5 protein-coding genes are annotated in these 15,174 nt (G+C 41.7%); all 5 read right to left on the bottom strand.

Annotated elements, in window-relative coordinates:
• Positions 1 to 144 precede the first annotated feature (144 nt).
• Complete coding sequence (locus G586_RS0101880; protein WP_026526327.1) at positions 145 to 5,814, bottom strand: leucine-rich repeat protein; 5,670 nt, start codon at positions 5,812 to 5,814, stop codon at positions 145 to 147.
• 12 nt (positions 5,815 to 5,826) lie between these two features.
• Positions 5,827 to 11,757, bottom strand: a complete 5,931-nt coding sequence (locus G586_RS24505) for a leucine-rich repeat protein (RefSeq protein ID WP_196811528.1) — start codon at positions 11,755 to 11,757, stop codon at positions 5,827 to 5,829.
• Positions 11,758 to 11,907: 150 nt separating this feature from the next.
• On the bottom strand, positions 11,908 to 12,942 hold the full coding sequence (locus G586_RS0101865; RefSeq protein ID WP_026526324.1) for an ABC transporter substrate-binding protein: 1,035 nt from the start codon (positions 12,940 to 12,942) through the stop codon (positions 11,908 to 11,910).
• Positions 12,943 to 13,044: 102 nt separating this feature from the next.
• Positions 13,045 to 14,085: an ABC transporter permease subunit gene (locus G586_RS0101860; protein ID WP_026526323.1), complete on the bottom strand. Its 1,041-nt coding sequence runs from the start codon at positions 14,083 to 14,085 to the stop codon at positions 13,045 to 13,047.
• Positions 14,086 to 15,174, bottom strand: coding sequence for an ABC transporter permease (locus G586_RS0101855; protein WP_026526322.1), 1,089 nt, complete (start codon positions 15,172 to 15,174; stop codon positions 14,086 to 14,088). It abuts the gene before it with no gap.

Here is a 15,174-nt window from a genome sequence, read left to right as displayed (position 1 = left end):
CTACCCTATAATAAAGACAAAATCTCAAATGACATTCTAGCAAATAACAGTGATATTATCAAGCCTCATAAATCATGATGATAACGGCGGTAAAGGAAGAAAACAAAAGTGACTGGCAAAATGATGCCAGCCACTTTATCTACATTATTTGGAAACTTTTGCCTTTGAAGACAAGCCCTTTTTCTTTAAAAGCTTCTTGTATGCCTTTAATTGTTTCTTAGGTACTTTTACTTTCAGCTTCTTAAAGTTATTCTTACCTGCATTTTTAAATGCCTTGGATCCGACAGTCTTTGATGTCAGACTTGTTGACTTGATGGTTATCTTCTTTAGCTTTTCTGCATTATAAAATGCTTTCTTGCCAATCTTGTTTACTTCTGCAGGGATCGTAACATTTGTAAGTGCATCACAGTCTTTAAATGCTTCAGCACCGATTTCAGTTACGGTATATGCAGCATTCTGTATTGTAACAGAGCCTTTTATAACAGCCTTTTTGATGTTTTTGTCAGAAGGCTTGGAAACCTTAACCGTGAGGCTATCACCTACTGAAGTTACTTCATAAATTATGCCGTCCTCAGTTGTAGTATCACCTACTGCTACGGTATTGCCTACAGCCTGTCCGCTTGCGGCTGTAATACTGGAAGGATCAGCCGGTTTTGCCTTTACATTAATGCCAATAGGTTTAGTAAAGTCATCCGCTGTAACATAAACCGTATAAATTCCGGGCACTGCTGTATTCACACCTGATGCGTTTATCTGCGCATCAACATCAGCAAGAGTGCCATCGTCATACTTTGCTGCTACAGAGACATTCTGATAATTCCAATTGGAACCTGCCGTAAACTCTGTTTCCAAATTGTATACAAGAAGGTCAACAATAGTTCTTCCGACAGCATAGTTATGTGCCTCCTTTACACAGACATAACCACTGTTGTTTCCGGTGCTTCCGCTCTCACCTTCACATGTAAGTTCAAGATAGTAGAGCTTCTCATAATCATTCTCTACAGGAACCGGAACATGGAATTCTACAGGCTGCTGATCCAGACTGCTTATATTTCCAATCGTAGTCTCTGTCACCATTTCCATATTCTCGGGATGAGTTTCCTTCTCTGTACTATCTTCGGTAGCATTTACAGGAACTTCATACAGAGTAACTTTTACATCCTGCTTTTCACTGTAACCAAGATTCTGAATCGCAGCACTGATAATTATTTCCGATTCATCGATACTATTTTCTTTTTGAGCAATTCCCCACTGTACTCCATCAAGCTTAAGATCTTCAAAGCTAAAGCTTATAGGTGCAGTATTGGTATTTCCTAAAGCAGCATCCTTACTTACACTGGCAGGAGTTACTCTGATGGAATAAGTTTTACCTATATTCTCATCTTTAACTACATATCCATAGTCAATATCAGCAGAATTTCCCGACATAATGTCTGTGCCGATTTCGAGCTCGTCAACAGCAGCGCCGGACTCATCAAGCATCTCAACCCGGATTCCGTTTACAGGCTTTCTGCCGTTATTTGTTACAGACAGAGTAATAGGAAGTGCAACTCCGGGAACAATTGCTTCTTCATCATATGCGATGTCATCCAGTACTATAGACGGAACACCTTCATACTCCATGAGTATCATATCTCTCTGTCCATAATTAGCTTCTGAAGGCTCAGCACTAGGATCAATGACTTTTACTTCATTGGCCATAAGTACCAGATTTTCACCTTCCCAGATAGCATCAAACTGCTGGATTGAGTTCTTTCGATCTGTAAGGCGGATAGGATAACCCCATTTACCATCCTGTTTGAAAATTGCATAAATCTCACTTACTGAGTTATCTGAGTTTGCAAAAAGAACTGCCTTGTTTTCACCATAATCCACAATACGATATCTGTCTGTAGGAATCGTGATATCGCCGCCCATGTATTCCTGAGCTGATAGTGTTGCCCCAACTTCGGATACCATTATTTTTGAATTGTTATACCAGTAAACTACGTGATCCTTTACGAAAACAGCTGAATCAACGCTATCGTTATTTGAAACATTCTTCTCATTAACATAGAGTTCAAGGTCTTCAACGGTTTCAAGATTGCCATCTGTATCTGTGCTGTAAATTGCAAATACAGTATCATCCTTATAATCTACTGCAAGAGAATTCACAGGTCCTGCGCTCTCAACTTTGCTTTCAGGTACGCTCCATGCCGTTCCGTCATAAACACTAGTCATAATAGTGTTGTCTGCAGCGGTGCTAAACCAGTTATTGTTGGTATTTTCAACCCAGGCAGCAACAACTTTATCACCTGCATACTGGATAGCAGGCATCATATCAAGGTGTCCTGAATCCTTAGAAAGCTCAGATACTTCAAATTCCTGCTTGGCAGGCTTAAACTCTGCAACCTTAATTCCCATATTTGATGCTATTGCATCAAGAGTGTCGGTATCTTTAAGTGCACGCTCTGCATTCTGCCAGATTACAAATACTCTGTTGCCGCTTGCGCATAACTGCGGTGCATTGTCAGGAGTTCCGTCATCATCAACAACAGCAGGTTCACTCCATGCTTCACCATCAAAATATGAATAATGAAGCTGAAGCTTATTAACATCACTGCTCTCTCCATCAATCCATACAGCAAGCTTGGTATTTCCGCTAAGAGCAGTTATTTGAGGCTGCGCGTTTTCATATGAATTCTCATGAAGCGCACCGATCAGCTTAGCGTAAGCATCGTTTTGCACTTCTTCAGAAGGGCCATCGTTAAGCACTTTGACCTTCATCTCACTGTTCCGCAGGTATGAAGTATCGGCAAGTGTATACGAGCCGGTATCATAAGCCCCGTTGATTACAGACTTAAATGCTGCGTTTTTAACATTTTCAGGGCTGTTAAACTTAATCGGTGGATCCGTCTTTATCGGATCAAAATCATGCCTATACTCAAATGCAAAGACTTTTAGTTTAAAGTATCCATTCAGGCTGACGGTCAACTGTCCTCCGGGATTTTTTTCCGGATAAAACGTGACTTCGGGAATAATCTTTAGCGATGCTCCGCCTCCGACAGTTGCAACTGTATTTACACCTACACCTGCGCCTGCCTCTCCCTTTATTGTCACCTTCAATGAACCGTCAGGTATAACCTTTTCTAAATTCTTTCCTTTCCTTAAATTAAGGACAGCTTCTACCTCTCCCTTAATTGCAGCTTCCCAGTAGCATGGAACAGGTCCGATGGCAAACTGACCACTCCAGTTGACACCAACAGAAGGCATCAGGCAAACCTTTCCTTCTACAAATTGAACCTGATTGTTATTATCAAGGTATCCTTCTATATAGAAGATTACAGAAAAATCGCCATCCACTCCAAACTTCACGGAAGGTCTGGTTATAGCCTCTTTATATTTTTGTCTGATGCTCTTTACATATTTTCTTTTTGTTTCATCATTACCTTCAGTCAGGCCTTTCTTTATGTCATAGAATAAGCCCTTATTTACATCATCCTTACTATATTTTTTCTTGCCACTCTTGTAGTATCTTGTTTCAACTTGATTTGTCTTTACTTTGGCTATGTCAATACCACCTGTGACCATAACAATTCCATCTTCAACAGAAGCACTAACAGGAAAATTAAAATGATCAAGTGCATCGACATCGATTTTAATCTTTTGCCCACCTATAATAAACCAGTCTTTAGGGCAGGTAATGCTTAGATCTCCGTTACCTACTCCAAACTTAAGCTTTTCCAATCCATTCAGTTTTGAATCAGCCACAATCTCAAGCTTAACTTTTGTAGATTTATCCTCTTTGTTCGTGGCAATAAGATAGATATCCTTGGATACATTGAATCCTTGATCCTTAAGTACCGCAGTCATGGAATTGCCTGTGAAATTGATAGCGCTCATGTTCTGGGCAATTCTTATGCTCTTGTATTCACTGGCACCCCAATCGATATCGGCAACTATAGTAGTTTCAGCAGTTTCTCCCAATGCAATCGCAAGTTCATCAATAAGTACATCTGTGGAGCCGATATAAATTGCATTAATTACAGGATTATCTGTTTCCTTCTGAAGATAAACATCAACTGTGTCACCCAATTCCGTAACATCAAATGTCCTTGAACGATATCCGTCAAGCGCAACAGTGAGTGATCCTGTTGATACATTGTCAACAGTTGCCTTACCGCTTGCATTAGTTGTTATAGTGCGGGTACCATAGATAATCTTTGCATCTTTAGCTATCTCATAATCTGCAGCTTTTGTCTGATCATTCTTGTTCTTATAAACAGTAAATATCTTTTTACTAAGCTTTTCAGGTGCTCCTGTTACAACTACCTTGCAGACTGCAGCATATCCGCCTGCTGTAGCTGTAATCACACATTCTCCTTCATGAACAGCAGTGACTACACCCTCATTAACTACCGCAATAGTTGTATTACTGCTTCCCCAGGTAACTGTCCTGTCAGGATTTGTATAGCTGTCAGTAAAATCGAGAGTCAGTACATGGACATCTCCGACAACCATTGCAACGCTTTCCTGACTGAGCTTTAACATATCGGAATTAATGTTACTTGCGATTTCTTCAAAGGTAAAAGAAATCAAATCCGCGTCAGTAACTTCGAAGTAAGCTCTGTTTGCAAGTGAGCTCATGAACTCTCCGGCATGTTGTTTCTCATAGTCTGACATACTGTGGAAAAATCCAAGCGAGTACATCTCGTAGTTACTCTCTATTTCGGAGAATACCTTATAAACACCTGCTTCATAGCCATCTGAAAACCTGGCATCACTGCCATAATATGTTCCGCCCTGGTTGGGAAGACCATCTGCCATGGTAATGATGAATTTATGATCGGCGGTTCCAAACTGGGATAAAATCTCGTCAGCCTCAACCATTCCGTTATACATGCCTGTACCACCGCTTGCATTAAGCTGACTTATGATACTGCAAAGCTCGCCCTGGTCACTTGAAAAATACTCACCGGAAAACATATACGAAGTTACACTGTTCGCAAATGTCACGATAGATATTCCGGCGTTCGGATCCTCTGAAAGAATGTCTCCGATAAAGTTGTTACATGCCTTCTTCATTTCAGTCATGGCTTTTCCTGCCATACTACCCGAAACATCAAGAAGCAGAACAATCTGATGAGATCCTTCAGCTACAGAACCTTCGGAGCCTGCATTTCTCACCCTGGGAGTAATTCCGGAACTTTGTGCCCAGCTCTGCTCTGTAACCTCGACATAATTTACAGGAATCTCAGCATCTTCAAGCGGTACATCTGTAGCATGAAGTCTCTCTATCTCTTCATCCGTGAGTTCCTCATTTGACTTGACAGAAGTAATATCTGTTGAATTTTCGTCAGTCGCTTCATCTGTGCCTGTGGAATCTTCTGCCACTTCAGCATCACTCTGCTCAGCACTTCCTACTTCATCAGAGCTACTATTCTCTGATGAAGCCTCTGTAGCACCGGTATTTTCAGAGCTCTGAGCTGCCGCAGGTTCATCACCCGTGACAGCAGTACTCTCATTATTAGCATCAGCAGGTACTGACGCATTATCGGAAGCATCTGAATTTGCTTCCTGAGTTGTTTCGCTCTGGTTTTCCTGATTCTGTTCTGCCTGCACCTGCTCAGTCTGATCCTGCTCTGTCTCAGTCTGATCTGCAGTTGTAGCAGCTTCATTTGATCCACTATCCGAATCAGCTCCTATTTCCATGAACTGTGCCTCGATCGACTCACTTGGAGCTTCTGCCCTGGTAGTCATGCCGAGTGAAGGAATCATAGATACGGACATAGCCATTACCATTGTCCATGCCAGTAAACGTTTTCTTAACTTCATGGTTCTCTCCCCCTACTTTACTTTCTTACTCTTAACTGAAGACCAGTCACTATATACCTTTTGTGTCTGACCATTTGATTTAACCTTCTTAAAGCTGCGGATCTTTACGTAATACTTCTTGCCGCTCTGCAGTTTTGAAAGAATCTTCTTCTCAGTCTTACCCTTATTAACAGTTACAGTTTTCGCTTTACTAAACTTGTTTGAAGTAGAGTAACAGATCTCATATCCATCCACTCCTGCAGCCTTCTTCCACTTGACGGTAATCTTTTTATGTGAAGCACTAAGGCTCTTAATCTTACAGGAAGCAGGTTTTGTATAGTCTGTCTTTCCGCTAAGTGTTGCTGACCACTCTCCCGAATAAACAGTAGTTGCTGCACCATTAGCTGCATTCTTATACGCGCGAATTCTTACATAGTAAGTAGCGTCAGCATCAAGTGCATTGATGGTCATCTGTGTGACAGATCCACCATTGACGAAGATGCTCTTCTTATCAGAAAGATCTGCTGCTCTGCCATAGTGTATCTCATAGCCTTCTGCTCCTGCCGTTGCCTGCCACGTAACTTGCAATGCCTCGGGTAAAGGTGAAACCTGAATCAGATTCGTTTTTCCTATAACCGGAGGTTCCGTATCTTCTACCTGAGCAGGCGAAGACTGCCCGGGTGCCGGATTGTCATTAGTAATGCTATCTACAACTATTATCTTGCAGGAAGCAATTGCTCCACCATCATCATTAGCCTGGCAGCGAATATATGTAAGTCCCTTTCTTACGGCAGTTACAACTCCGTTTTCATCAACAGTAGCTATCTCGCTGTTTGACGAATACCATCTGTATGTAGTATCTGTTGCACTCTCAGGTACGATAGTTGCATTAAGCTGTAATGTGCTGCCTTCGAGCATGGTAGCTTCGTTCTTGTCAAGCTTAACCGTCTCTATGAGACTACTCATTGTTATATGACAGATTGCCTTAAATGAGCCATCGAGTGTCTCTGCTGTAATAGTAGCTGTTCCGCCGCTTACACCCTGTACAAGACCATCCGCGTCAACAGTAGCTATCTCAGGATTACTTGAGCTCCAGATTACATCCTTCACATCAGCATCAGCAGGCATAACATTTGCAGTAAGTCTGACAGATACGTTTGCTTTATTAAGCTCAACATGACTTTCATTGAGTGTAATTCCTGTTACAGGCACACTTACCTGAATAACTTTAACCGTGCATTCATCCGAGGTGCTTCCTTCTGCAATGGAAGCGGTGATTGTTGCTGTTCCTGCTCCTACAGGAGTTACAACACCCTTGCTATCAACGGTTACGATACTTTCGTCAGAGGATGTCCAGGTAATATCTCTCTGTGTAGTATTTGCAGGTATAAGAGCAGCACTAAGCTGTCTGCTTGTATTGGTAAGAGTAATTTCTTTATCAGTAAACTGAATTCCGGTAGCCGGAATAGGTGCATTTACTGTAACAAAACAGTATGCTTTCACTTTTCCGTTGGCACTTGATGCAACAATTCTCGCATTACCATTACCTACAGGAGTCATATTACCTTCCTCATCGACAGTAACAACCGATTCATCAGTACTACTCCAGGTAATTGTTTTATCCGCTGCGTCATAAGGATATACACTTGCATATATTCTGCAAGGCCATTCCAGGCTATCGAATGTGTACATCTGAGGACTCAGCTCGATTGAATCTACACTATTCTCGACCGTAACCTTACACTTCTTGGAATACGTTCCAACAGTTACAGTGACTTCAGCTTCTCCGGGATTTACACCGGTCACCTTTGCTACCGAAGGACTCATTGAATCCTGTTCAACCTTGACAACATCATTGTCGCTGCTTTCCCATGTAACCAGATCAATGACATCTTTAGGCTTAATGATTGCATGGATCATACTAAACTTGTTCACATTAAGGGAAAGTGTATCCACGCTGAGATCTACTCCCTCAACATTCGTAAGTGTTACAACCGTGTATCCCTTTTCCTCAGCCATCGCGCTGGCAGCACTTCCTGCCGCACAAGTAATTGTGAGGTCGCTCTGGTCAAAAGCTGATTCATCTATAGATGAAGTAAATCCGTAGATTGTAACCTCTTTTAGTGCCTCATTATTGGCAAAAGCATATCTTTCAATGGATCTCACACAATATGGAAGCTCAACCTTTTCAATTGCTGTTCCATAGAAGCATCTTTCAGGAATCATTGTCAAAGACGAACCAAGCGTCACCTGAGAAAGAGCGCTGCAATCACTAAATGCGTATCTTCCAATCTCAGTTATCTTATCCGAAAGAATCGCTTCTTTTAATGCTGTATCACCATAAAATGCATATTCTCCAATGCTGCGAAGCTTTGAAGGGAATGTCACACTTTCGAGAGCTGTACAGCCATAAAATGCATTGTTTCCGATCTCTGCTACAGATTCCGGTATTTCAACTGATGTGATATTTTCACAACCGCTTAAGATATTAGCAGCAATAACTCTCGCATTATTTGAAAACTTAACTGTCTTAAGACTCACACACTCAGCGAAGGGGCCCTTTGATCCACTACCACCTGCATATGTAAGGTTCTTAGGAATCGTGATTGTTGTAACCTTAGAGCATCCGTTAAATGCGTAGGATCCGATCTTTGTAACACCATTTCCAAGAGTTATGGATGCGACGTTTTCGCAATTCACAAAAGCCTGATCTCCAATGGTCGTAATATTATCCGGAATAAAAATTCTCTTTAATGCCTTACAACCATTGAACGCGTTTCTTGGAATTTCTGTTATTTCGCTTCCAAACTCAGCCTCAAGAAGACCTTCACAATTGTTGAATGCATATTCTCCAAGTGTCACGAGATTCTGAGGCAATCTTTCTATTATCGTATTCGCATCACCCGAAAAAGCATATCCGCCAATTTCAGTTATTGAATCCGGAAGTGAAATCTTTGCAAGATTCTTATTATCTGCAAATGCCATATATCCGATAGTCTTTACGGTATTGGAAATTTCAGCTTTTTCAAGATCCTGACAACCACGGAACGCATATTCTGAAATCGTCTCTACGCCTGTAGGTATCGTAATCTCTGTAAGGCCTGAATATTCAAAAGCTTCTCTTCCGATTGTCTTAACCGAAGCCGGAATTTCAACTGAGGTAAGAGACTTCATCTGAGCGAACATTCCGCTTGGAATCTGTTCCGTTCCCTCTGCAAAATTGATCTTTGAAAGATTCTGACAATTATTAAATGCACTGCTTGCTTCCAAAAGTGATGCGGGTATTGTAACCTCACTAAGTTCCTTACAACCACTAAAAGCATAGGAGCCAATTTTCTCAAGACCCTCAGGAAGATCAATGCTTGCAAGCTGATAATTGTTATAGAAAGCATAAGATCCAATAGTCTTAAGACCATCATTGAATACAAAGCTTTCAAGTAATTCGCATTCATAAAAGGCGCTATCACCGATAGTACTAAGTGCACCAAGAACTTCGACCTTCTTAAGCTGTTTACATGAATTAAAACAGCTTGCAGAAATTGTCTCTACACCTTTCGGTATCTTGATTTCAGTGATACCGGTGCCGGAAAACGCCTCTTTTCCTATTTCCTTAACTGAATCAGGAATAGTTACAGCTGTAAGTCCGGTCATCTGTGAACAAATTCCAGCCGGAATAACTTCCGCACCTTCCGCAAAATTAATCTTTGTAAGATTTTCGCAATCAGCAAAAGCACTCTGAGCTTCCTTTAACGATCCCGGAATTGTTATCTCTGTAAGAGCATTACAGCTTCTGAAAGCATTGCTACCCAGACTTTCTATTCCATCAGGAAGAATAACTTCGGCGATAAGCACATCGCCGCTAAACGCATAGGCGCCAATATTTTTTAGTCCCTTTTTAAATTCAATCCCTTCAAGTAATACACAATCATTAAATGCTCTTTCCCCAATATCGGTAAGGGTACCAAGAATTTCTACCTTTTTAAGCTGATTACAGTTTTGGAAGCAGAATCTGGGAACCACCTCAACCCCTGCAGGTATTGTTACTTCGGTGATACCTGTGCCATAAAATGCACTCTCCCCTATTTCCTTAACTGATTCAGGAATTGTTACAGAAGTAAGTCCAGTCATCTGTGAACAAATTCCAGCCGGAATAACTTCTGTATCATCCGCAAAACTGATTTTTGTAAGATTCTCACAGCCATTGAAAGCACTTCCTGCCTCTTTTAATGAGCCCGGAATGGTTATCTCTGTAATTCCTTTACATCCACTAAAAGCATGGTATCCAATTTTCTCGATATTTTTCGGAAGCGTAATACTCGCAATAAGCTCGCATCCTTCAAAAGCATAGGATCCAATGCGCGTGATTCCATCGTTCAGCCCAATAGCTTCCAGTGCTACACAATTATAGAATGCATAGTCTCCTATCCCTGTTACAGAATCAGGTATTGTAACAGTTGTAAGGCCTTTCATATTGGCACATATGCTGTTCAGGATAGTTTCTGTTCCATCGGCAAAGGTTATCTTTGCGATATTTTCACAATCAGTAAATGCATTTTCTGCATCCTTTACAGATTTCGGAATAGTAATCTCTGTAAGACCTTTGCATCCCCTAAAAGCATGGTATCCAATTTCCTCGATATTTTTCGGAAGCGTAATACTCGCAATAAGCTCGCATCCTTCAAAAGCATAGGATCCAATGCGCGTGATTCCATCGTTTAGCCCAATGGCTTCCAGTGCTACACAATTATAGAATGCATAGTCTCCTATCCCTGTTACTGAATCGGGTATGGTGACAGTTGTTAAGCCTTTCATGCTGTTACATATACTGCTCGGTATAGTTTCTATTCCGTCAGCAAAACTTATCTGCGCAATATTCTCACAATTAACAAATGCATTTCCCGCTTCCTTTACAGATTTAGGAATTTTTATCTCTGTAAGTCCTTTGCAGGCATTAAAGGAATAGTAGCCTATTTTCTCAATAGTCTCCGGAAATGTAATACTCGTAATCAGCTCACAGCCATCAAATGCATATGATCCGATGCTCGTGATTCCATCACTTAGTTCAATACTATCTAAAGCATTACAATACCTGAACGCATAGCTACCTATCTCTGTGACAGAATCAGGCATAGCGACAGTTTTAAGTCCTTTCATGCTTTCACATATACTATTTGGTATAGATTCTGTCCCATCAGCAAAGCTGACCTTTACAATATTTTCGCAATCAATAAATGCACTCCCTGCGTTCTTTAATGATTTGGGAATTGTTATCTCTGTAAGTCCATCACACCCTCTAAACGCATAATAATCCAGAGTTTGCAGGCCTTCATTCAAAGTCAAATCAGTAACTGCACTACAGTTCTGGAATGCATAGCTGCTAACTTTCTCTACACTATCAGAAAGAGTTACAGCTGTCAGAGCAGTACAACCATTAAATGCATAACTGCCTATTTCCGTTACACTGTCAGAAAAAGTAACTGTAGTAAGCTGTTCACACTGACTAAATGCATAGCTACCTATGGTAGTTACGCCAGCCGGAATCACCAGAGTCTCAATGCCGGTGGCATTAAAGGCACTCTCTCCAATCTCCGTCACGCTGTCTGCTATCGTAAACGACTTAAGATTAGTGCACTCGAAAAAGGCCCTGCTTCCTATAGAAGTAACGCCATCTTCAACAACTATTGAACTAATCTCGGATTTACTTGCAGACCACGGAGCCGTCGTATACCAACTATAGTTAGTCATCGATCCGCTTCCACTTATTGTCAGCGTACCATTTTCCGACAATTTCCACGTCAGGTCATCTCCACATTGACCTTCAGTGGGATTCTCCGTTTCGCCCTCGTCCAGAAGAACTCTGGGAACAGGCTCATTACTTTGTTCCTGGGCATGGACAGGCCCAAGAGAAGTCATGCATATCAGCGACGCTGACAGCAGCCCCCAAAATAACCGCTTTTTCTTCATCTTTCCTCCCATGAAAATACTACAACAAATAATATGTAACCCCGTGATTTTCCATGAAAACCACGTATTTAGTATACACTATTTTATGTTCGAAAAGATAATTAATTCACATCAGAAAAATGTAAATTTTTTCAGAAACCAAGCGACTTTTTAGGGTTTCTCAACCTCGTATGTAACACCATCTACTGTGATGCTTTTTACAGTACTCAGCGAACTAAAAATTTTCTCATCAACATAGTTAAATGTCTCAGGTGTCTCACCTCTTTCAAGAGACTCGATAAGAGCACTCACCCTCGGACCATGGAGTGGATTGCACTCAGCTATGCAGGATATTTTACCCTCTCTGCAATACTCTCTGGATAATTCGTTTACACCATCAAAAGAGACAACCATAACTTCGCCATTTTTAATATTGGAACCGACTTTTTTTCCGGCAGCTTCCAGAGCATCTATCGCACCTATTGCCATATTGTCGTTCTCGCAATAGACAACGTTGATATTATCGTAGCCCTTTAGCATGGCAGCCATGACTTCTCTTCCTTTGTTTTCAGTAAAGTCACCATCAACCTCAGTCATCAGATCCCAGCCGTTCTCTCTGCAGGCATTGGCAAGACCTCTGGTTCTGCCAATCTGCGCGGTTGAACCTGAGGTGCCCTGGATATTAACGATGTGAAGCTCCTCGGGATCAATATTCCTGACCTGTGTAAATTGCTTTAGCCATTCCGTCATCTTCTTGGCTTCAAGCTCAAAATCAGAACCAACCCAGCAGGAATAAAGGCTCTTATCAGCGACATCCACTCGTCTGTCCACCAGAATAACCGGGATGTCCGCATCTCTCGCCTCTGCGAGAACAGAATCCCAGCCCGCCTCAGTCGCGGGTGCAAGGACGATATAATCCACTCCCTGCTGAATGAACATTCTAACAGCTGTAATCTGATTAGCCTGCTTTTGCTGTCCGTTTTTATATATAAGATCGTAACCGTTTTCTCTGGTAAAAGCTTCCTGCATGGAGGCAGTATTGGTATTCCTCCAGTCGGATTCCGCACCAAGCTGAGAAAATCCCACAGTTATGAGATTTTCATCCACGGTCTTCTCTGTAATTTCTTCTTTAATGGTACTGCTCCCGCAGCCGGAAAATACCGGGAGCAGGAGCAGTAAGGTAAGTAGTGTGGCAATCTTTTTCATGATACCCCTCATCCGCCAGCTTTGCTGACAACTTCCCCCCTGGGGGGAAGGCATAAGATGATTTATTTCTTTCAACTATTGAATAATCAAACTTATAAATATTCAAGCCTTGAGCGCTTTTTTCTTCTGAGCCATAACAACTGACTGAATCAGAAGGAATATACATAACATTGATGCGATTGTGATACCTGTCCACCAAGCCTGGTCAAGACCGGCTGATGAAACAATATTCTGAATTGTACTAAGTGAGAGCACTCCGAAAAGTGTTCCGATGATGTTTCCTACACCACCTGTCAGCATTGTGCCACCGATGATGGAGGAAGCGATTGCGTTCATTTCCATACCCATTGCATGGCTGGCTGAACCTGAACCAACATGGAGGAAGTAAACATATCCGCCAATACCAGCAAGTACGCTGCAGATCATGTGTGAAAGGAACTTTGTTCTCTTTACATTGATACCGAGCATAAGTGCACTCTGCTTGTTGCCGCCCACAGCGTAGAAGCTGCGTCCGAGTTTAGACCAACGAAGAACAACAAACATTACTACTACTATTAAAAGAGCAACGATAACACCGATCTCAACATAAGCAGGTACATAGATACCTTTTTTATTGGTAGTTCCCATACCGGGAATAATGATTCTTGTGAGCTTTAATGCATTGAACTGCTCATTGGCTACGTTGAAAGGTGCTGTGTTAACGATTGTGGTCATACCTCTTGCAAAGAACATTCCTGCAAGTGATACGATGAAGGGCTGGATATCAAGATATGCTACAAGGAACCCCTGAACCAGACCATATGCGATACCTATACCAAGTGCAATAAGGATTGATCCGAAAATACTACCATTGTGGTGATCAAGATAAACCGCACAGCACATGGATACCAGTGCAACTACACCACCGACTGAAATATCAATTCCGCCGGAGATCATTACAATACTCATTCCGCATGCTGTAATTATAAGAGCTGCGTTTGCATTTAAGATGTTAAAGAACATCTGAGGCTTTGTGAATGCACCGCCCTGGAATACGATAGCACCAATGTACATCAGGAAAAAGATAACTATGGTGATCGTAAGAAGAAGGTTGGTATCATTCATCTTGCCGAAAATACTTTTCTTTTCATTTGAGTTAGTCATTCAGGCCACCTCCTTCTTAGCAGGTGCGACCTTTTTTGCAAGCTGCTTCATGTAATCTCTTACTGTAGGAGCTGAGAATACAACAAGGATAATAACGACTACTGCCTTGTAAGCTGCAAGTGCATCTGACTGAACGTTGAATTTGTAAAGTGTTGTGGTCAGGAACTGAATTACATAAGCACCGAGTATTGAAGCCCACATGTTGAACTTACCACCTGAAAGTGCATTTCCACCAAGAGCTACTGCAAGGATTGCATCCATCTCGATATCCTTTGCGATAACTGAATAGTTGATGGTTGAAAGTCTGCTGACCTTGATAAGTGCTGCAACTGCTACGCAAAGTCCAAGGATTACAAAGCTGAGGAACTTTATGAATGTAGGGTTGATACCGTTAAGTCTTGAAGAATTCTCATTGATACCAACAGCCTGTGTGTAAAGTCCGAGGTTTGTAAACTTAAGAACAAGCGAAATAACAATTATGCATGCAATAACTATGAAAACTGTTGTCGGAACCGGTATTCCGGGAATGAAGCTTCCGAAGTAAGCGAACTTGGGGTCCGGAACGATAGGAAGCTCATTGTTGTTGATCCATGCTGCGATGGAACGACCTGCTGTAAACAGTATCAGAGTCGCAATCATTGGCTGTATCTTGAACACCGCTACCAGCATACCATTGAAAGCACCACAAGCCATACCAACAAGGCAAGCTACGATAAATGCAACAAAGATAGGAGCTGCGAGCTCTGTAGGTCTTGAAACACCGCCGCAGAGAACTCTCAGCATAGCTGAACCTGCGATTGCTATTGTAGCTCCGACGGAAATATCCTGTCCGCCTGAAGCAGCAGTAACAAGTGTCATACCGATAGCCAGGATTCCGAGCTCTGAGCCGTAATCCAGAATTGTTATAAGGTATCCTGAAAGAACCGGATTACCTGCATTGTTAGTTCCTAATGTGATCTTGAAAAATCCAGGATCATTTATCAGGTTTATTACTGCCAGGAGAATAAGTGCCAGGACAGGAATAAACAGCTGATTTCCAACGAGCTTCTTGATGAAACTCTCATCATTTTTTGTCATTTGTTTACTCAT

The organism is Butyrivibrio sp. VCD2006 (assembly GCF_000423925.1).
Classification (GTDB): domain Bacteria; phylum Bacillota; class Clostridia; order Lachnospirales; family Lachnospiraceae; genus Butyrivibrio.
The sequence above is the reverse complement of the archived record's forward strand: the minus strand, read 5'-3'. Positions and strand labels throughout refer to the sequence as shown.

Coding starts and splice junctions, on each gene's coding strand:
- G586_RS0101880 (WP_026526327.1), bottom strand. CDS start 5,814: ATGAAGTTAAGAAAACGTTTACTGGCATGGACAATGGTAATGGCTATG.
- G586_RS24505 (WP_196811528.1), bottom strand. CDS start 11,757: ATGAAGAAAAAGCGGTTATTTTGGGGGCTGCTGTCAGCGTCGCTGATA.
- G586_RS0101865 (WP_026526324.1), bottom strand. CDS start 12,942: ATGAAAAAGATTGCCACACTACTTACCTTACTGCTCCTGCTCCCGGTA.
- G586_RS0101860 (WP_026526323.1), bottom strand. CDS start 14,085: ATGACTAACTCAAATGAAAAGAAAAGTATTTTCGGCAAGATGAATGAT.
- G586_RS0101855 (WP_026526322.1), bottom strand. CDS start 15,174: ATGAGTAAACAAATGACAAAAAATGATGAGAGTTTCATCAAGAAGCTC.